19 protein-coding genes and 1 riboswitch are annotated in these 19,819 nt (G+C 26.7%); of the genes, 16 read left to right on the top strand and 3 right to left on the bottom strand.

Annotation, left to right across the window (positions count from 1 at the left end):
* Positions 1-128 precede the first annotated feature (128 nt).
* A complete protein-coding gene (locus tag BLP75_RS05190; RefSeq protein ID WP_092724499.1) occupies positions 129-1,082 on the top strand; it encodes a calcium/sodium antiporter in 954 nt (317 codons plus the stop codon).
* A gap of 47 nt (positions 1,083-1,129) precedes the next feature.
* Here the strand turns inward: BLP75_RS05190 and nhaC are convergent, their stop codons facing one another.
* Positions 1,130-2,566: a Na+/H+ antiporter NhaC gene (gene nhaC, locus BLP75_RS05185; RefSeq protein WP_092724497.1), complete on the bottom strand. Its 1,437-nt coding sequence runs from the start codon at positions 2,564-2,566 to the stop codon at positions 1,130-1,132.
* A 123-nt stretch (positions 2,567-2,689) separates the two neighbouring features.
* A riboswitch (Lysine riboswitch) is annotated at positions 2,690-2,862 on the bottom strand.
* A 195-nt stretch (positions 2,863-3,057) separates the two neighbouring features.
* Between nhaC and BLP75_RS05180 the strand changes: the two genes are divergently transcribed.
* Entirely contained in the window at positions 3,058-3,657 is a 600-nt protein-coding gene (locus tag BLP75_RS05180) for a ribonuclease H1 domain-containing protein (protein WP_092724495.1), read from the top strand.
* Positions 3,658-3,704: 47 nt separating this feature from the next.
* Here the strand turns inward: BLP75_RS05180 and BLP75_RS05175 are convergent, their stop codons facing one another.
* On the bottom strand, positions 3,705-5,486 hold the full coding sequence (locus BLP75_RS05175) for a peroxiredoxin (RefSeq protein WP_092724493.1): 1,782 nt from the start codon (positions 5,484-5,486) through the stop codon (positions 3,705-3,707).
* A gap of 251 nt (positions 5,487-5,737) precedes the next feature.
* Here BLP75_RS05175 and BLP75_RS05170 point away from each other — a divergent pair, with 251 nt between their 5' ends.
* The 14 genes from BLP75_RS05170 (at position 5,738) to BLP75_RS05105 (ending at position 19,404) form a co-directional block, all read left to right on the top strand.
* On the top strand, positions 5,738-5,998 hold the full coding sequence (locus BLP75_RS05170) for a hypothetical protein (RefSeq protein ID WP_092724491.1): 261 nt from the start codon (positions 5,738-5,740) through the stop codon (positions 5,996-5,998).
* A gap of 108 nt (positions 5,999-6,106) precedes the next feature.
* Positions 6,107-6,868 carry a protein phosphatase 2C domain-containing protein gene (locus BLP75_RS05165; protein WP_092724489.1) on the top strand — a complete coding sequence of 254 codons (762 nt, stop codon included), beginning with the start codon at positions 6,107-6,109 and terminating at the stop codon, positions 6,866-6,868.
* A 114-nt stretch (positions 6,869-6,982) separates the two neighbouring features.
* Positions 6,983-8,374: a UbiD family decarboxylase gene (locus BLP75_RS05160; RefSeq protein ID WP_092724487.1), complete on the top strand. Its 1,392-nt coding sequence runs from the start codon at positions 6,983-6,985 to the stop codon at positions 8,372-8,374.
* 198 nt (positions 8,375-8,572) lie between these two features.
* Entirely contained in the window at positions 8,573-10,081 is a 1,509-nt protein-coding gene (locus BLP75_RS05155; RefSeq protein WP_092724485.1) for a VanW family protein, read from the top strand.
* A 30-nt stretch (positions 10,082-10,111) separates the two neighbouring features.
* The gene (locus tag BLP75_RS05150; protein ID WP_092724483.1) at positions 10,112-10,705 is read left to right on the top strand and encodes a GAF domain-containing protein; all 594 of its coding nucleotides are present in this window, start codon (positions 10,112-10,114) and stop codon (positions 10,703-10,705) included.
* A gap of 202 nt (positions 10,706-10,907) precedes the next feature.
* Positions 10,908-12,278: a tetratricopeptide repeat protein gene (locus tag BLP75_RS05145; RefSeq protein WP_092724481.1), complete on the top strand. Its 1,371-nt coding sequence runs from the start codon at positions 10,908-10,910 to the stop codon at positions 12,276-12,278.
* Between the two features lie 188 nt (positions 12,279-12,466).
* Positions 12,467-13,432: a WG repeat-containing protein gene (locus BLP75_RS05140; protein ID WP_092724479.1), complete on the top strand. Its 966-nt coding sequence runs from the start codon at positions 12,467-12,469 to the stop codon at positions 13,430-13,432.
* Between the two features lie 113 nt (positions 13,433-13,545).
* Positions 13,546-13,908: a CidA/LrgA family protein gene (locus tag BLP75_RS05135; protein WP_092724477.1), complete on the top strand. Its 363-nt coding sequence runs from the start codon at positions 13,546-13,548 to the stop codon at positions 13,906-13,908.
* 1 nt (position 13,909) lies between these two features.
* Complete coding sequence (locus tag BLP75_RS05130) at positions 13,910-14,599, top strand: LrgB family protein (protein ID WP_092724475.1); 690 nt, start codon at positions 13,910-13,912, stop codon at positions 14,597-14,599.
* Between the two features lie 403 nt (positions 14,600-15,002).
* Complete coding sequence (locus tag BLP75_RS05125; protein ID WP_092724473.1) at positions 15,003-15,869, top strand: YitT family protein; 867 nt, start codon at positions 15,003-15,005, stop codon at positions 15,867-15,869.
* Between the two features lie 350 nt (positions 15,870-16,219).
* On the top strand, positions 16,220-17,017 hold the full coding sequence (locus BLP75_RS05120) for an MORN repeat-containing protein (protein ID WP_092724471.1): 798 nt from the start codon (positions 16,220-16,222) through the stop codon (positions 17,015-17,017).
* Positions 17,018-17,161: 144 nt separating this feature from the next.
* Positions 17,162-18,136, top strand: coding sequence for a CAP domain-containing protein (locus BLP75_RS05115; RefSeq protein ID WP_242872382.1), 975 nt, complete (start codon positions 17,162-17,164; stop codon positions 18,134-18,136).
* A gap of 29 nt (positions 18,137-18,165) precedes the next feature.
* Positions 18,166-18,861, top strand: coding sequence for a polysaccharide deacetylase family protein (locus BLP75_RS05110; RefSeq protein ID WP_092724467.1), 696 nt, complete (start codon positions 18,166-18,168; stop codon positions 18,859-18,861).
* Between the two features lie 219 nt (positions 18,862-19,080).
* Positions 19,081-19,404: a hypothetical protein gene (locus BLP75_RS05105; RefSeq protein ID WP_092724465.1), complete on the top strand. Its 324-nt coding sequence runs from the start codon at positions 19,081-19,083 to the stop codon at positions 19,402-19,404.
* 38 nt (positions 19,405-19,442) lie between these two features.
* Here the strand turns inward: BLP75_RS05105 and BLP75_RS18100 are convergent, their stop codons facing one another.
* On the bottom strand, positions 19,443-19,613 hold the full coding sequence (locus tag BLP75_RS18100; RefSeq protein WP_170139163.1) for a hypothetical protein: 171 nt from the start codon (positions 19,611-19,613) through the stop codon (positions 19,443-19,445).
* Positions 19,614-19,819: the final 206 nt, after the last annotated feature.

The raw sequence follows: 19,819 nt of genomic DNA, 5'->3' as shown, positions 1-19,819 counted from the left end.
TATTAGTATTAAAAATGTAGTTGAAAATTATTCATACCATAAAGTATATATTTTGAATAAGATAGAATATTTTACAAAATATATATAATATATTTAATTAAATGAGGATGTACAGAAAGGATGTTTTTATGAGTTATATATTGCTTATAATAGGTTTTTTATTGTTGATAAAAGGGGCAGATACTTTTGTAGTAGGATCATCATCTATAGCTAAAATATTTAATGTTCCTACTTTAATAATAGGATTAACTATAGTAGCTTTTGGAACAAGTGCTCCTGAAGCTGCTGTTAGCGTTACAGCAGCATTAAAAGGAAACAATGATATGGCTATAGCAAATGTAGTAGGATCTAATATATTTAATATATTAGCGGTTGTTGGTATTGCAGCTTTTATAAATCCTATAAAAGTTCAAAAAAGCACTATAATAAAAGAATTTCCTTTTGCAATTCTAGCTTCTGTAGTTTTATTGATATTGGCTCATGATATTAAATTTCAAGGATATAATGAAAATTTACTAACTAGAGCAGATGGACTAATGTTATTATCATTATTTGGAATATTTATGTATTATTTAATAGAAATGGCTTTAACATCAAAAGAAGATATGAATGTAGAACAAGCAAAAGAAAATATATCAATGGGGAAAAGTATTTTAATGAGTGCTTTAGGTATAATAGGAATATTAATAGGAGGACAATTAGTAGTAAACAGTGCTAGTAGCATAGCTATTGCCTGGGGAATGAGTGAAAATCTAGTTGGGCTTACAATAGTTGCAGTTGGAACATCATTACCAGAGTTTGTTACTAGTATAATAGCAGCTAGAAAAGGTGAGAGTGATATAGCTATAGGAAACGTAGTGGGATCTAATTTATTTAATATTTTATTCGTTTTAGGTTTATCCGCTACAATAAGTAATATATCAGTTCATCCAGTTGTATTTATAGATATGCTGATAATGATAATAGTAACTATACTAGCATATGCATTAGCAGCAACAAGAAAAAGTATCAACAAATTTGAAGGTGCAATTTTAGCAATACTTTATATTGTATATATGGTTTTTGTAATAATAAGACAATAATTTAAATATTAAATAAAAAATGGCTATCTAATTTAGATAGCCATTTTTTAAGCTGCTTTTTGATCAATTAAAGATTTTTTTTCATTATCAGAAAGTTTTGCTATTGTTATACCTGTTGCACCATAGAATAAAGAAATTAAAGGACAAATTAAGTTAAAGAATGCAAATGGTAAAAATGCAAATGATCCGACTCCTAAAGTTGCTGACATATATGCTCCACATGTATTCCAAGGAATAAGAGGTGAAGTTATTGTAGCACTATCTTCTAATGCTCTAGATAAGTTTTTAGGATCAAGTCCTTGTTTTATAAAAGCATCTTTATACATACTTCCTGGTATTACTATTGCTAAATATTGATCTGCAACTGCTAAGTTAGTTCCTATACAAGTAAATATTGTTGCAGCTATTAAGCCGAAAGTTCCTTTAGCAACTTTCAATATAGCTCTAGCTAATGCCTCTAGCATACCTGTTTTCTCTAATATACCACCTACAGTTAAAGCACAAAGCATTAATGAAACAGTTCCAAGCATACTATCTAATCCACCTCGAGTAAGAAGTTGATCAACGAAATCCATACCAGTTGATGATACATAACCACCTTTAGCAACTACAAATACATCAGCTATAGATGCACCTTGGAAAACTACAGAAACTATAGCTCCTAATAAAACACCTGCTATAAGGCCAGGTATAGCTGGAACTTTAAATATAACCATTACTATAACTGCAACTGGTACTAAAAGTAATAATGGTGACAATGTATTATAATTGTTTATTAAAGCATTTTGAATTTGTGATATTTGAGTAGTATCAATTTGGCTACCTGCATATTTAAAACCTATTATTCCATAAAGAATAAGAGATATTAAAAGTGCTGGAATAGTTGTATATAACATATGATTAATATGTTCGAATAAAGTAGTTCCAGCCATTGCTGGAGCTAAGTTAGTTGTATCTGATAATGGTGACATTTTGTCTCCGAAATAAGCACCTGATATAATAGCACCGGCTATTATAGTATTAGGTATACCTAATGCACTTCCTATACCTAAAAGAGCGATACCTATAGTCCCTGCTGTAGTCCATGAAGAACCAGTAGAAATTGAAACTATTGCACAGATTAATGTTGTTGCAACTAAAAATATAGAAGGTGATAGTATATTAAGTCCCCAATATATCATAGCAGGAACAACACCACCAAGTATCCAAGTTCCAATTAGCATTCCTACAACTAAAAGGATTAGAATAGCTTGCATAGTAGTATTTATAGTTAATAAAATTCCTTCCTCTAATTCTTTCCAAGTAAATCCTAATTTGAATACAGCTATAGTAGCTGTAAATATAGCTCCAGCTACTAGTGGAACATGGGCAGAAATCTCATATTCTTTTAAAAATACCAAACATGTAACTAAAACTGTAACTAAAAAACCTACACATAAAATTGCGTCAAATAATGTTGCCTGCTTTTTACTTCTTGATGTCATAATAAATCCTCCAATAATTTATGACGAATATAACATAAAGGAGAAATTTTGAGATTAAAAAAAGTCTAGGATGAAGTTATCCTAGACTTAAGAATTCAATCAAAAAATTGAATAAAAACTTAATCTAAAGATAGTACTCCACATATTCATGTGACAGTGTCATATATATTTTACATGACCCCAACATATAAGATTAAAGCATTACTTATATATTTCGGCACAGTTACCTTTTATCTTGCTTCTACGTGCTTACCTCCACAAAATTACTAATTAACAATGCGACCTCTACCATTAGGTTATATCCGATTATTTTATTTGTTTAGAAAATTATATCATGAAAACTTAAAATAATAAAGCAGGAAATAATATACAACATAGAAAATATAAAAAATTTAGACAATTCTAATATAAATAAAACTTGTTAAAATCAATGTGTTTAGGATAAAATAGTGGTTATAAAAAAAATTGTAAAAATATGAGGAAGTGAGAATTTGGCAAAGAAAAAGTATTATGCAGTGAGAAAAGGTAAAAAAAATGGAATATATAATACCTGGGATAAATGTAAAGAGCAAGTAAGTGGTTTTTCAGGAGCTGAGTATAAAAGTTTTACATCTTTAGAAGAAGCTAACATATATATGGGAAACACTATATCAATTAATGAGCAAGAAGATGGTGAGTATTTAGAAGCATATGTAGATGGAAGTTATGAGCATTGCTTAAGGGCCTATGGCTCTGGTGTAGTTTTAATTAAAGATGGTATAGTTATAAAGACTTGCAGTGAAAAAGGAAATACCCCATCTCTTGTTGAAATGAGAAATGTTGCTGGTGAAATCGAAGCAGCAAAGATAGCTATGGAATATTGCATACATAATGATATAAAAAAATTAAAATTATACTTTGACTATGAGGGCATAGAAAAGTGGTGCAGTGGAGCATGGAAGGCAAATAAAGAAGGAACTCAAAATTATAAAAGATTTTATGATACTATAAAAAAAGATTTAAACGTTGAGTTTGTAAAGGTTAAAGCTCACAGTGGTGATAAATATAATGAGCAAGCTGATAAACTAGCAAAACAAGCATTAGGTATTTAAAAAAGTAGAGGTTATATAGCCTCTACTTTTTATTTATTTTATTAATATTAAAAAGGTCCAAACATTTTTTCTAATTCTTCCTTAAATAAAACTGGGTTGTTTATACTATTATACATAGCTCTAGCTAAAATATTTGCTTGGTCATAAGTCGATGTCCACGCGAATAATCCTCCTAAGCAATTTTTTAAAACATATTGACCTTTTAAATATATTGATAGTTCATTATCATAAGCCATAGCGAATAGTCCGTCTTTAGTTAAGTAAGGCACTTGAGCTTGATTATCAAAGTTATATATATAACCATTTTTATTTATATAATTTTCTCTTAAATCATCAAAAGATCGTGTTATTTTAGCACCCAATCTACCATAAAAAGGAAGACCTAACAATATTTTAGATTTAGGCATACCAGCATTTTCTAAATTTTTAATCCATTTATCTACACTATATCCAGGCAATGAAAGGCTTGATTCATAAAGATTTGATTGATGTCTTTGACCCATTTCCCCAGTTTCACCTGCTGTAAAATCATAGCTCATAAGATTAAAATAATTTATTAGTGGAGCTATCTTATCAACTTCTATACCTCTATTTAAAATAGCATTATCCCCTACAGAAGCTACACTTAACCATTTATTATCTCCAATTACATCTCTTATAGCAGTAAGCAATAGTGTGAAGTTTTCTTTATCTTCAGGTCGAGCTTTTATACCAGCAGCTTTACTTCCAGGATATTCCCAATCAATATCAACTCCATCTAGTTTATATTGATTAATAAGACTATTTACCTGTCTTGCAAAATTATATCTAGATGCAGGTGTTAGAGCAGCATCAGAAAAACCATCAGCACCCCAACCACCTATTGCAGCGATAACTTGCAGATCAGGATTTTCCTTTCTTAAGTTAACTAACTGATTGAGATATTTAGGAGTTGGTACAAGTAATGTGCCATCTGGCTTTATTTCTACAAAAGCATAAATAACAGCATCAAGTAAATTTGCATCAACATTTTTAGGATTTCCTAAAACATATTCCATTACAATTGGAGTTACATCAGGACAATATGTTACGTCAATTGGTTGATTTTTTAAATCAGTTATCTGAGGTCTAGAAGATTTTTTTGTTGTTTTTGTTTTTTTAGGAACACAAGGTATATAATTAGCAAAGTTATTATCTGATAATTCTACATTCTTATCAGGCACAAAGCATAGGTACCAGTCCATACATGTACAATTTTTATCACAACTTTTTATTCTTTTTTTCAATTCTTTATATGTTGTTGGATATGGCAATATGACCGGCATTCCTGGGAACCAATTAGCTGGAGTAACAACATTATCTTTATCTGTAGTTTGTAAAGCTTCTATAATTCTTAAAATTTCAGGAATATTTCGTCCTGTTGTTAATGGATAGTAAAGTATCGCTCTAAGTATTTGCTTATCATCTATTATAAACACAGATCTTATAGTAGATGTATTACTCATAGGTTCTGAAATCATACCATATAAATTAGAAATTTTCATATCTCGATCTTCTATTATTGGAAATGGAATTTCAACCCCTGTCAAAGTAAAAATGTTATAAACCCATGCTAAATGAGAGCTATTACTGTCAATACTAAGCCCAATTAAATCTGTATTTCTTTTTTGAAATTCGGGATAGTATTTTGCAAAGCATAAAAATTCAGTTGTACAAACTGGTGTAAAATCACCAGGATGAGAAAATAATACAACCCATTTACCTGTATAATCGGACAATTGTATAGGTCCAAATGTTGTGTTAGCCTTAAAATCAGGAGCTTTTGATCCTAAACTTGGCAGACATGGCATATATATCACCCCTTAATTTAAAATAAAATATAACCTATTTTTATTGTATTAAATAACCTAAGTTATTGTGACGTATAAAGGTATAACATTTTACTTCAAAATATATCAAAAAATATTAATATTAATTGCTATTTTTTGATATATTTGCTATAGTTAAATATAAGATTAAATGTAAAGATTTGCTATTATATGGGGTGATAAAGTTGAAAAAGATATTTAGAAAATTGAATAATGTCTTAAGGATGTTAATTATGTCGAGCTTTATGAGTTGTTTATTAATATTTTCATTGATAATAATAAACGCAGTAATGGGAATATTTATAGGTTTAGATATTTATTTTATGGTATTTATAGGAATTACATTGGGACTGACTTTAGGATTAGTTCTATTTAATTATAAAAAGATATTTTACAGTAAGAGAAAGATTCAAAAAACTAAGCCTGTTAGTACAACTAAGGTTTCTAGAAATAGACAAAAAGAAGTTGTTAGAAGTAGAAGAAAAATCTCATAATTAAATATAACAAAAAGCACAGCTTAAGCTGTGCTTTTTTGTTATAAAATTCTTTATTTAATAATAGAAAATAAGTATAGGTAAATTCAAAAACAAAGAGGTGAGAATATGGACTATAAAGTTTTGAAGGGTAGTGCAATAGGATATAAAAATATTATAAAAAACAATGGTTCACAAGATAGTTTAAAATATAAATCGTCTAAAGATTATATAATTTGTAGTGTGGCAGATGGACACAGCAGTGATTTTTTTGAATATAGTCATATAGGTTCAAAATTAGCTTGTGACATTGCTATTGATGTAATTGAGAATGAAGTAGATAAAGATAAAGGTGATATATTAGTAATGTTAAAAAATGAGATTATCCAAAAAAGTATATATAATAAATGGATGGCTGCAGTAAAAGATGATTATTATAAAACACACCCTAAAGCATATAAAATAGAATATCTAAAGTATTCTACAACTTTAGTTACGGTGGCTGTCACTAAACAATATATACTATATTTAAAAATAGGAGATGGAGAAATAATTGTTAATGACAATGAAAGCTTTTTCAAGGTTGTACCAACTAAAAGTAATAATATAGTAGACTCTCTAGGTAGAGAAGATGCATTTAAAAATATATTGTTTTATGTAGAAGATATAAATGACCGCACAATAGATAATATAATCTTATTTACCGATGGATATGGAAATTGTTTCGAAAGCGAAATAAATCTTTATAAGAGCTTAATAAAAACCATAAATAAATACAATAGCAATATATTTTATAGATTAAGGCTACTAAAGGAATATAATTCATATTTAACTAAATTAAGTGAGTTAAATAGTAAAGATGACATAAGTATAATCTTCCTTATTAGATAAATAATAGACACAATGTACTATTATAGTAACATATGGTTAATAATCTATATGTATGATATAATATAGAATATTATATCAGGAATAAATTACTAAAATTTAAGGAAGGTAAAAAACATGGGTTTTAAAGAAACTTTTGATAAATGTATAGATTGTATAGATTTACATAGGAAGAAAATTATTATAGGCTCATTATCTGTATTAGGCTTAATTTTATTAGGTATTATATTTGTATTAAGTGGTGACGAACTAAGTGTTGAAAAGGAATCTAATATATTATTGAAGAATATAGAGAGTCGCCAATACACAGTAGCTGTTGATTATTATTCCGACTGTAAGAAAAAGTTTTCAGAATCTAAAATGCAAAGGTTTGATAAGTCAATTACAAAGAAAATAAATAAACTGTTATTAGAAAGTGGAGACAACTATATAAGAGAGGAAATGCCAAAGGAACAGTATATTGGTCTTATAAATACTATAAATACGTTAGAGAATATTCAGATTGATTTAGAACGAATTATAGATCAATCAAAACGTGTAAGTGAAATGTATAAAGATGAAAATATAACTTACGATATTTCTTTATCATATATGAATACAATTTCTATGCTAAATGGAATTGTAAATGAATTAGATGGATATAAAAATAATATTAAAGAGCTATATCAATCAAGAAACGTTTATGAAGAAGCTAAAAAAAATCATGATAATCATATGTACTATGAGGCAATACAGGGATATGATAAGGTTTTAGAAAAAGATAAAAAATATTATGAACTAGCACAAAAGCAGAGAAAACAATGTATAGAGACTATGTATGACTATTATAGACAAAAAATAGATGAATGTGATTCTAACGGAAATTATGAACAAGCACTAAAATATGTCCAATATATAAAAACTTACTATGAAGATGATGAAAATATATTAAGCTTAGAAAAAGAGTATAGTAAAAAGCTATCTCTATACACATTATCTTCTAATGATATTGTTAATTTGATATCTAAAAAAAGTGGGAAGAAAAAAGATAATTTATCAATAAATTCATTTTATCAAATGATAGATGGTAATAAATATTATTACGTAGAAGTTTTTGAGTATGAAGTTTTAGTTAATGAAGTTTTGATAAATGCAAAAACAAAAGAAATATACTCTTATAGAGACAATGAAAAATATTATGAAAATAATTATTCAGATGGCTATTTTAGAGCAAAAGCAGATGGTAAAATTCAATTTACAATTAGTTCAGAAAAAGCTCAATTTATTTTAGATAACAAGTTACAAGAAAAAGAAGAAAAATATAAAGAAATAACTCAAATAGATAAGGAAAAAGCTAGTAGATATGTAGAAGATACGCAAAAATTTGATCAAATATTAAACTCAAATGATAATTTATACTATTATGAATTGGTAAATAAAGGTTTCTTTAAGCCTAAAGATGTTTATATGATAAACATGTATACTGAACAAATATATATCATTTCTACTGAAAAGATAGAAGAATTTTAAAGCGTGTTTATAACACGCTTTAAAATTCTTAATAATAAGGTTTAAATAATGCTATAATTTATAGTATCGATTTTTTTATGTTGAAGGATGAAGAAAAATATGCTTTATTAAAACTTTCTATCAAATAAAAGGAGAAAAATAATTTATATCTAAGTTATAATAGTATATGACGAAACTAAAGTTAAGGAGATACAAAATATGAATAATACACAAAAAAAGATAGCTATAGGCGTTGGTATTATATCAGTTTTATTAATAATGTTTGTAATAGCTATGAACATACAAATAAAAAGTGATAAGATATTAAAGCATACTTATATCAATGATATTAATATTGGTTCATTAACTCAAAAAGAAGCAATTGAAAAATTAAAACAAAAATATACCACAAAAAATGTAGATTTAACATATACTGATAAAAAGTGGTTAATAAAAGATGAAAGTTTTGATTTTGACTATGATATAGACAGTACTGTGAAAAAAGCATATGATGCAAATAGAAAATCAACATTTCTTAAAAACATAGAGAACACAGCTAAAGCAAATTTAGGATCAAAAAATTATGTTAAAATGGATATGCAATATAATGAAAAAAAGCTAGAAAAAGAAATTAAAAAAATTGCAAAAGATATAAATGTAGATGTAAAAAATGCCACAATTGCTATAGATAATTCTCAGGTTATAGTAAATGATGGGGAAAGTGGTTTAAGTGTAAACGTAAAAGAGAGTATAAAAAATATAATAAGAGCATTAGAAAAAGGTAAACACTCAGAAGAACTGATTGTAACTAAAGTTGAACCATCTATAAAAAAAGAACAATTGCAAGATGTTGATACATTATTAGGATCGTATTCAACTAAATTTGATTCTTCTGTTTCAGGAAGAAGTACAAATATAAAAATAGCTACTAGTAGAACTAGTGATGTTTTACTTATGCCTGGGGATACTTTCTCGTATAATGAACATACGGGTATGAGAACTTTGGAAAATGGATATAAAAATGCACCTGTAATAGTTCAAGGTGTTGTGCAAGAAGGTGTAGGTGGAGGCGTATGTCAAGTATCTTCTACATTATATAACTCTGTATTATATTCAGGATTAGAGTTAGTAGATATAAAAAATCATTCAATACCTTCAACATATGTTCCAAAGGGAAGAGATGCTACTGTAACTGATGGAGGAATAGATTTTGTTTTTAAAAACAACTTAAAATATCCAGTATATATAAAAAATTATGTATCAGGGAATATTATAACATGTCAAATATATGGTAGCTCGAAGGATAATCAAAATATAGAAATATCAACTAACATAGATGGTGTATCAGTAGCACCTATAAAAAAAGTTGATGATGCTACTTTAGAAAAAGGAAAAGAAAAAGAATTGGAGTCAGGTAGAAATGGATATACAGTTTCTACGTATAGAATTTATACTGACCAAAATGGTAAAGTAATAAAGAAAGAAAAGGTAGCAACATCTTATTATCCTAAAAAACAAGGAGTAATAGCTGTTGGAACTATGGAAGCAGAAAAACCAAAACCAGAAGTACCGCCAACAACAAAACCAGAAGTACCACCAACAGAGCCAGAAAAACCAGAAGTTGTGCCACCGCCAACAGAACCGGAAAATCCATCGACACCACCGACACAACCTTCTGTTCCACCACAGGAGAATCAGCCAGTAGAAGAGAGTGCAGTAGCTCAGTAAATTTTATGAGTAAAGTTAGGAGGGGCTAATTTGAATTTAAATGATATAACAAATTACATTCAAGGAATATGTGAAAATATATCAAGTATATTAGAAGTAGATGTAACCTTAGTTAGTAAAGACTTAGTAAGGATAGCTGGAACTGGAATCTTTAAAGAGAAGGTTGGTGAGAGTATATCTGATAAGACTGTATATTGCACAGTTTTATCAGAAGGAAATCCTTATGTTATAAACAAAGAAAGTGAAGAGAGTTGCTTAAACTGTTGCAATAGATTAAAGTGCAAAGAATTAGCGGATATATGTACTCCTGTTAAATTTGAGAATAATGTTGTTGGAGTTTTAGGAATAGCGGCCTTTGATGAAGAGCAAAAAAATAAAATTTTATCAAAAGATAAAGAGTTAATTGACTTTATTAATAGTATGTCAGACTTAATATCTTTTAAATTAAATGAACTATATAAAGAAGAAATAAAAACAATAGAAGAATTGGAAAAAATAGCTATAGAACAAGCTATAAAAAAATATGGCAGCAATACTGAAGGAATGAAAAAAGTAGCGGATGCATTAGATATAGGTATTGCAACTTTATATAGAAAAATAAAGAAATTTGATATAAAATACTAATTATTTAATCAATACTGTTTCAAAATATGGTTTAAATTTTGAAACAGTATTTTTATTTTTTTAAAAGTGTTATATAATAACTAAAAATAGTAAATAATGTATACTTTTGACTAAAAATAGTAAATATGTTATCTTAGATATATAATAAAAATAGGAGGCGATTATCATTTTAGGTAAAAACATAAAACAAGATATACATAAAATGCCTAGAAAGGTTTTAGATATCTCTTTAATAGAAGAAAATAAAAGTGATTTAACATTTTTTAATATAGATGAAGAAGAAAGCAATGAAACATTAAAAGCGTTAAAGCAAAGTTATGTTACAACAAACTATAAAGAGGAAACAATATTAAATTTACAAAATACATTAAACAGTAGTTCTGATGATACTTCAAAAGAGCTTAAAATAGAGTCATACAAAAGATATAATAATTCATTAGATTTAGCATATAAAAATTATATAACTAGTGCTTGTGAGCATATAGAAACAGCTCTAGAGATAAATCCTAAAGATGTAGACATATTAAATCTAAAAGGATTACTTACACTATTGAAATGTGATTTTTCAAAAGCGTTTGAAAGTTTTTATACAGCTATGTGTTATGGAAATAATGAAATGTCAAGAAAGTATGTAGATATGCTTTCTTCTGATGATTTTAAAGTATTTTTAGCTAGATATAATCATTCAATTAGATTTATAAATGAAGAGTTAAATGATGAATGTATACATATATTAGAAAATATTATAGATGAAGACCCAGATTTAATAGAACCATACGTATTACTTTCGCTTATATATGATAAATTAGGTGATATTAAAAGAAAAGAAAGTTATTTAAAACATTTAAGAGATGTAGATAAAGATAATCCATTATTTGAAGAACAAATTAAAACAATTGAAAGTGAAGAACAAGAAAAAGAGGAAAAAGTAGAAAATACAAAAAAAGTAAAACATAAGCATAAAATTCCTTATATTTTAATTGTTGTATTACTTTTAGGGGTAGGTTCTTATTATGCTTATAATAAAAACCAAATAGAAAATTTAAACTCGAAATTAAGTCAAAAAGAAGAAACACTTGACGCAGTAGGAAAGCAATTAGATAAAAAAGATGAAAAATTAAAGGAAAAAGAACAGGAATTAGATAAAGTTAAAAATGAAGAAAAAGAAAAAGAGACAAAAGTAGAACTTTTAGTATCTGATGAAGAAACATTATATAATGAAGCTATAAAAATGAAAAAAGAAGAAGATTATAAAGGTGCAATAGAAAGATTTAAGTATGTAATAAGTTCTGGTAAGACTAAAAAATATATATCTGAATCGATATATGAGGTAGCACTTTTAAATCAAAAAACAGGCAATAATGAAGATGCTATAAAGTACTATAATAAGTATATAAATACATATACATCAAGAGATCAGTACTATGATGATGCATTCTATCAGTTAGGTATGCTGTATTATAATACTGGAGAATTAAAACAAGCTCAAAAAACATTTTATGGTTTAAGAAGTGAAGTTCCAGATAGTATGTATAATAATTCTAAGGTTGATGAAATTCTTAAAGAAAGATAAAAAAGATAAAAAAGATAAGAAAGCTATTGTTAAAACATAACAATAGCTTTTTGTGATGCTAAAATTTTAATAAATGACTTTTTAGATAATAAAATAACACTACTAAAACAATAAGCATAGTATGAATAATAAGATAATAAAATATAATAACGATATTATGAGTTTATTATTTAGTAGGGGGGCTAAGTATGATAAAGAAAGACTTATTTCTTCCAGTACTTAGGGATGGAAAGTATGGATTTATAGATAAAAATAAAAATATAGTTGTAAAGCCTAAGTTTAAATATGTTTCAGAAAGATTTAGAGATGGATATTGTGTAGTTACCTATATAAAAAAAATAAGAAATTCAATTAGATGGGTTTTTGGTTATATAGATAATTGTGGAAATGTACAGATGTTTATTCATCTAGATAGCGCATCAGAATTTAATGATGGGTTGGCAAGAATAAAGGTAAATGATCATTATGGATATATAGATACTAATTTGATTGAAGTTATACCAACTAAATTTGATTCTGCAGCGAATTTTAAAGAAGGATTAGCGGGAGTTAAAATAAATAAAAGATGGGGATTTATTGATAAATCAGGAAAATTAGTTATACAACCTACATACACATACGTAAATCAGTTTTTTGAAGGCAGGGCGTTAGTCGAGCTAAAGAATAAATATGGTTATATAAACAAAATAGGAGATTTAATAGTTCCCCCACAATACGACATTGCTACAGACTATTGTGAGGGAATGGCTGCTGTTAGAATAGATGATAAGTGGGGATACATCGATATGGATGGAAATTTAAAGATAGACTTTATATTTGATAGAGCTAAACAATTTTCAGAGGGTCTAGCTGCAGTTTGTATAAATGATAAATGGGGATATATAAATAAACAGGGAGAAATAGTGATTGATCCAATTTTTGATTATGCATGTAATTTTAAAGAAGATCTAGCTAGGTTTAATATTGGATCAGATTCACTTACAAGAGGAATAAGTAACCCTAAAGGAGGAATGTGGGGCTTTTTAAATAAAAATGGAAAAATAGAAATAATACCAATTTTCGATTCTATTTCAGACTTTGAAGATGGATATGCGCAAGTAATACAAGGCAATAATAATAACTATATTGATAAAGATGGAAAATTAATACTATAAATTAAATTTGAAAAATAAGCAAGGAAGTAGTAATATAATGAAGGGAGAGGTTCTCCCTTTTATTTTTTTAGTTTTATAAAAAAATGAAATATTTTACAATTTAGGAGGGCAACATGAAAATATTTAATCAACTAGCTTTAATATTAGGTGTATGGGCTATAGGGGAGTATATTAGTTCCTTCATACAAAATATAGTGGTCATACCAGGTAGCATAATAGGTATGGTATTACTATTTATACTTTTACAATTTAAGGTTATTAAATTGGAAAAAGTAAATGAAATTAGTGATTTCTTTTTAGATAATATGGCTATATTTTTTATACCAGCAGGTGTGTCGTTAATAAACTCTTTAAACCTAATAATTGATAATATATTTGTACTTATAGTTAGTATTGTAATAAGTACAGCTATGGTAATGTATATAACTGGAATAGTAGTAGAAAAAATGATACAAAAAAAAATAAAGGAGAATTAAAATGTATAATATTTTAGAAACACAAGTTTTTGGGATTATAGTAACTATATTATTTTTTAATTTAGGTATATTTTTACAGAAAAAAACAAAGAATCCTTTAATGAATCCTTTGCTTATAGCAATAATTGGAATAATATTATTTTTAAATATAACTAAAATACCTTATGAAAGTTTTAAAATAGGTGCAGACAGTATTAATTTCTTTTTAGGACCAGTTACGGTAGTATTAGCTGTTCCACTTTATAAACAGTTCGATTTATTTAAGAAGCATTTACTAGAAATAGTTATAGGTATAGGATGTGGAGTATTTTCTTCATTCTTCTCTATAAAACTTATAGGTATGTTAACAAATGCAAATATAAGTATAATAAATTCTTTGATACCTAAATCTATAACAACTCCTATGGGACTTTCTTTAACTAATACCATAAATGGAGTAGAGGCTGTAACAGTTGTGGCTATAATATTTACAGGTATATTAGGAGCAATAATTGCACCGTTAGTATTCAAAGTAGGGAAAATTAATCACCCAGTTGCTAAAGGTATAGCATTAGGAACATCAGCACATGCATTAGGGACAACTAAAGCATTAGAAATGGGTGAAGTTGAAGGTGCTATGAGTGGACTATCGATAGGAATATCTGGAATACTAACTGTAGTATTAATACCGATTATACTGAATTTAGTATAATGAATACAAAAAAATAAATAAAAAATTAAATAAAAAAATTGAATGTAATAAATGGAAATATTCATATTATGAAAAAAATGAATTAATTATTGCATTTTTATAGTGTATTTAAACTGCGCTAATCGAAAAAATAAAAGTAGCCTTATTAGAATTTTAATAATACTACTTTTATTTTTTTGACTCAAAATAAAAAATATTGCAAGAATATATTATAAATTTTCTTTAGTTGATAGGAACAATAGATAATTATCCAAAAAAATGAATATATGGATAAATGTATATGGTATAAGAAAAAAAAGTAACTAGACATATTAAAAAAAGGTAATATAATATATTGTAGATTAAAAATAAATAATAATAGCTACACAAAATTAAGTGTAGAAAAATTTGAAGGGAGAAAAGAATGAGTAAAGTTAACACCGCCCTACAAGACAATCTTTTATTAAGATACTCTGTTATAATAGCAGGTATGACAATAGCATGTATAGGGATTAACGGTTTTTTAAGACCAGCGCATTTATTAAGTGGAGGTGTGCCTGGTGCATCAGCAGCAATAAACTATTTAACAGACATAAATATAGGTTTTTTAACATTTTTAATTAATGTACCTATATTTGTACTTGGATTTATCTATTTAGAAAAAGATTTTTGTGTGACTAGTTTAATTAATATGTTATTATTTTCTACATTATTAGGTGTAACTCAAGATATTGGTCATTTTATTCCTACTAAAGATATATTACTTCAAAGCATATATGGAGGTATTTTATCGGGAATAGGAACAGGTCTTGTTTTTAGAACTAAGTCATCTCAAGGCGGAACAGACATAATTGCAGCTATATTAAAGTTCAAAAAAAATATTCCGATGAAAGATACAACTTTTGGAATTAATATAATGATAGTATCTATAGGTGGAATATTATTTGGTTTAGATTTAGCACTATATACATTAATAGGAATGTTTATAAGTGCATCTGCAATGAATTTTGTAAAAGATGCAATGAACTATCAAAAATCTGTTATGGTTATATCTAAGGAAAGTGACTGTATAGCAAGGGATATAATGGAGATACTTCATAGAGGAGTTACATTTTTAGATGCTGAAGGTGCTTATACTCATGATAGAAAAAAACTTATTTACTGTATAGTATCATCAAATGAAATACCTAAAATAAAAGAAATAGCATTAAAATATGATAAAAAATCTTTTATTTCTGTAAATGATGTGTCAGAAGTAAAAGGTAGAGGATTTAAGGAAAAATTCTTATAATATTAAAAATTTGGTATAAAAAAACTTTATTTAAATATAATAGTTAAAGAGGGGCTGAATGCTCCTCTTTAACTCTAGAGTAAAAATAAAAATCATCGGACCCCACTATACGAAGGCGTATTGGGATACTTGTAAAAATTTCATAAATAAATCTAATCGGGTAGCGGAAGATATTTAAGCGAAATCGGGACAATGTAACAAAAAAAGATATACTATCGAAGTATATCTTTTTTTGCTACATTTTTTTATTAACAATGCTAAAATTTTATATAAATATAGAAATAAACAACATAATTAAGATATAATAAATTTATAATATACTCGACAAACATTGATAGGAGAAATGCAATATGAATTTATCTAAAGAATATATAAGCTTATATAATGAATATTTAAAAGCTATAAATGATATAAAAAAAGAAGTTAAATTAATAAGAACTATACAAAAGATTACTATAAAGAGGAAAGAGAGGGCAACTCAAGAAGAAATATTAGAATTAGAAGATGAAAATTATATGATAGATGAGGCATCTAAGGGGAAAAAGGTCGGAAATAAAATTTACAATTTTTCAAATGGGGATGTATATATAGGAAAAATTATAGATAACAAAATGAATGGAAAAGGTATATATACATTTTTAGAGGGGATAGAGTATATAGGGGAATTTAAAGATAATATGAAAGATGGAAGTGGTATATGCAAGTTTAGTAATGACAATGAATATATAGGGGAATTTAAAGAAGATACTATGTCTGGAATTGGTCAAATGATATATGCTAGTGGGAATGAGTATATAGGAAATTGGTTAAGCGGAAAAAGAAATGGAAAGGGAATCTATAAATGGCACGATGGTAGTATTTATGTTGGTGAATTTAAAAATAATAAAATGGATGGATATGGGGAGTGCTTTGATCTTAATGGAAATCTAATATATAAAGGTCAGTGGAAAAATAATTTAGCCAATGGTGAAGGTAAATATATATGGGAAGACGGAAAGTGGTATGAAGGGGAATTTTTACATGGAAAAAGGCATGGTAAAGGAACTTTTTATTTAAACAATGAATTAGTATATGAAGGTACTTGGAAATTTGATAAACCATCAATATTTAATAGAACATTAGATGAAATTTTTTCATTTATAATATAACTCTATCTTTAAAGATAGAGTTATTTTTTTTAGTCTAAAAATTATTAGATAATATATTAATTTTAAATTATTAAACGATACAAGTATGAATATCTTATAAGTGTAAACTATTTAAATAGTAAAAGTTTAATGGAGAGTGATAACTTGAAAAAAATAGTACTTATAGGATTTATTTTAATAGCTATTTTATTTTATAATATTGGATTAAATAGTAAAACATATAATAAAGAAAACTATAAAGAGGTTAGTGTATTTAATTCAAAACAGAAGACATTAAAAAATATAAAAAACTTTGAGAAAATAAAAATAGGAGACTCAAAAAATAATGTTTTAAACTTAATAGGAGAACCAGGAAGAATTGATAAAAGCGAATATGATTTTAATTGGTATGTTTATAATCAATATGAACAAGATTTTGCTATGGTAGGAATAAAAAACGATTCAGTAGTAGGATTATATAGTAATTCTTTGAATACATCTGAAATTAAAAATATAAAAATAAATGATAATAAAGGTTTAGTTAATAGTGAATTCCAACCATTGAAATTTAAAAGAAAAGGAAATACTAGATATATGATAAACTCAGATAATCAATATGACATAGTTAAATCTGATAATAATTATATTACTTTCTTCTATGATATATATGAAAATAATAGAGTTTGTTCATATCAGATTATAGATGAAAATTCAGAAATGAGCTTGACGGGAATTTATCCTGAGGAAAGTGAAGAACTTAAAAAAAGTTTTGAACTTCAGATTATAGATTTAACTAATAGTGTTAGATATAAAAAAAATTTAAATGGTTTAAAATATAGTGAAAATGCAACTGAGAGTTCAAGAAAGCATAGCACTGATATGGCATGCAGCAATTTTTTTGATCATAAAAATAAAAAAGGTCAATCACCTTTTGATAGAATGAAGAAAGAGGGAATATCGTATGTAGCAGCAGGTGAAAACATAGCAGCAGGGCAAACAAGTGCAATATATGCACATGAAGCTTGGATGAATTCAGAAGGACATAGAAAAAATATTTTGGGAGATTATAATAATATAGGAGTTGGAGTAGATTTTGGTGGATATTATAAAATATACTATACTCAAAATTTCTATAAATAATAAAAAATGCTGAAAGGAAGACATAAATTATGAGACACAATAAGTTTAAATTAGCATTTATAATGTTAGGTATTATAATAGTTCTAGGTGGATATAAAAGCTCATATGCAGGTGATGAAGAGGTATTTGTAAAAAATGGACCTAGGGATAAAAAGGTAATTGCTCTAACTTTTGACGATGGACCACATCCAAAAGAGACAGACCAAGTATTAGATGTATTAAAAAAATATGATATCAAAGCAACCTTTTTTATAGCTGGAAAACATGCTAATTGGTATTCGAAACCATTGATTAGAGCAAGTAAAGAAGGTCATGAAATAGGTAATCATACATTTAATCATCCAGATATAAGTAATTTGAGTAGAGAACAATTAGAAGAAGAAATAATTAAATGTGAAGATATTTTAATAAAGTTAACAGGTAAAAAGCCAACTTTATTTAGACCTCCGTATGGTAGTTATAAAAGAGAAACATTAGAGGATATAGCTAAAAAATATAACTATAAAATAATACTGTGGACTACTGTAGATGCTAGAGACTGGCAAAATCCTGGAGCTAATAAGATTGCAGATACAATTACAAATAATGCGAAAAATGGAGATATAATATTACTTCATGACTATGCTACAAATAATACTGTAGAAGCCTTAGATATATTGATTCCTAAAATGATAGAGAATGGATATAAATTTGTTACAGTTTCAGAACTTATAGAAAATAGATAAAGCTTCTTTATAAAGAAGCTTTATTTTTTATTACATCAATAATAGTTTTACATAAAGAAAATGAATATATTTGATATATAATGAATATATTCATTTTCTAACTACAATATATTTAGAAAATTTATAAAAAATTAAAAAAAAATTAAAAAAATATAAAACATTTGGAGAGTTGTTTAATATATATATAGTAAGACTATCTTGAGAAGGATTGATTAGTATATGTATAATAAAATCTATGAAAGAAAAGAATTTATAATATTTCAAGTGAAGGAAGGCTATGTGGTCTACAACACTAAAAAAAGTTTTCAAGAAGGTCATACTCATCTAAAGCACTTTGAGGCCGCAAAAACAGCAGTAGATTTAGTAATAAATAAAAAAATACCTAAAAGTACTGATGGATATTATCTATCAAGTCTTATAAGGCTTTCTGATGACGATAAATATATAAGTAAAATCAATGATTTAATAGAAACGAGAGAGCAGAAAGGAAAAAAATCAAAATACTATAATCCAGGATATAAATTATCAAAGAGGAGTGTATAGCACTCCTTTTTGATGTACAAAAAATAGTTAATAAAACTTTATAAGTTTGTTTTATTAAGCAAATCAAATTCTAAATTTTTACAATTAGAAACTATATAGCTTGAAATTCCTTCTTTACCATATTGTTTAAGTTTTTTTATAGCTTCTTGTTTTGGCATAGGAGGTGATATAGATTTAGTATCTGATCTTATAATAATGTAACTATTCATGTTAATACCTCCAACTAATTGTTTAAATATATTTTTTGCTATGATAGGATAAATATACTAAGAATTTAAACAATAAATAATACTTAAAGATGACTATATTGACACTTATTTCTATAAAAATATATAATTATTAATGAAAACAAAAAAAATACTAAAATCTACTTAAGATACAAATAAAAAGTAGGCGTTTAGCGGGGGGGAAATAG

It is taken from the genome of Romboutsia lituseburensis DSM 797 (assembly GCF_900103615.1).
Classification (GTDB): Bacteria; Bacillota; Clostridia; order Peptostreptococcales; family Peptostreptococcaceae; genus Romboutsia_F; species Romboutsia_F lituseburensis.
The sequence above is the reverse complement of the archived record's forward strand: the minus strand, read 5'-3'. Positions and strand labels throughout refer to the sequence as shown.

Coding starts and splice junctions, on each gene's coding strand:
- BLP75_RS05190 (WP_092724499.1), top strand. CDS start 129: ATGAGTTATATATTGCTTATAATAGGTTTTTTATTGTTGATAAAAGGG.
- BLP75_RS05130 (WP_092724475.1), top strand. CDS start 13,910: ATGTATAATATTTTAGAAACACAAGTTTTTGGGATTATAGTAACTATA.
- nhaC (WP_092724497.1), bottom strand. CDS start 2,566: ATGACATCAAGAAGTAAAAAGCAGGCAACATTATTTGACGCAATTTTA.
- BLP75_RS18100 (WP_170139163.1), bottom strand. CDS start 19,613: ATGAATAGTTACATTATTATAAGATCAGATACTAAATCTATATCACCT.
- BLP75_RS05110 (WP_092724467.1), top strand. CDS start 18,166: ATGAGACACAATAAGTTTAAATTAGCATTTATAATGTTAGGTATTATA.
- BLP75_RS05160 (WP_092724487.1), top strand. CDS start 6,983: ATGGGTTTTAAAGAAACTTTTGATAAATGTATAGATTGTATAGATTTA.
- BLP75_RS05140 (WP_092724479.1), top strand. CDS start 12,467: ATGATAAAGAAAGACTTATTTCTTCCAGTACTTAGGGATGGAAAGTAT.
- BLP75_RS05155 (WP_092724485.1), top strand. CDS start 8,573: ATGAATAATACACAAAAAAAGATAGCTATAGGCGTTGGTATTATATCA.
- BLP75_RS05170 (WP_092724491.1), top strand. CDS start 5,738: ATGTCGAGCTTTATGAGTTGTTTATTAATATTTTCATTGATAATAATA.
- BLP75_RS05135 (WP_092724477.1), top strand. CDS start 13,546: ATGAAAATATTTAATCAACTAGCTTTAATATTAGGTGTATGGGCTATA.
- BLP75_RS05120 (WP_092724471.1), top strand. CDS start 16,220: ATGAATTTATCTAAAGAATATATAAGCTTATATAATGAATATTTAAAA.
- BLP75_RS05105 (WP_092724465.1), top strand. CDS start 19,081: ATGTATAATAAAATCTATGAAAGAAAAGAATTTATAATATTTCAAGTG.
- BLP75_RS05145 (WP_092724481.1), top strand. CDS start 10,908: ATGCCTAGAAAGGTTTTAGATATCTCTTTAATAGAAGAAAATAAAAGT.
- BLP75_RS05175 (WP_092724493.1), bottom strand. CDS start 5,486: ATGCCATGTCTGCCAAGTTTAGGATCAAAAGCTCCTGATTTTAAGGCT.
- BLP75_RS05125 (WP_092724473.1), top strand. CDS start 15,003: ATGAGTAAAGTTAACACCGCCCTACAAGACAATCTTTTATTAAGATAC.
- BLP75_RS05165 (WP_092724489.1), top strand. CDS start 6,107: ATGGACTATAAAGTTTTGAAGGGTAGTGCAATAGGATATAAAAATATT.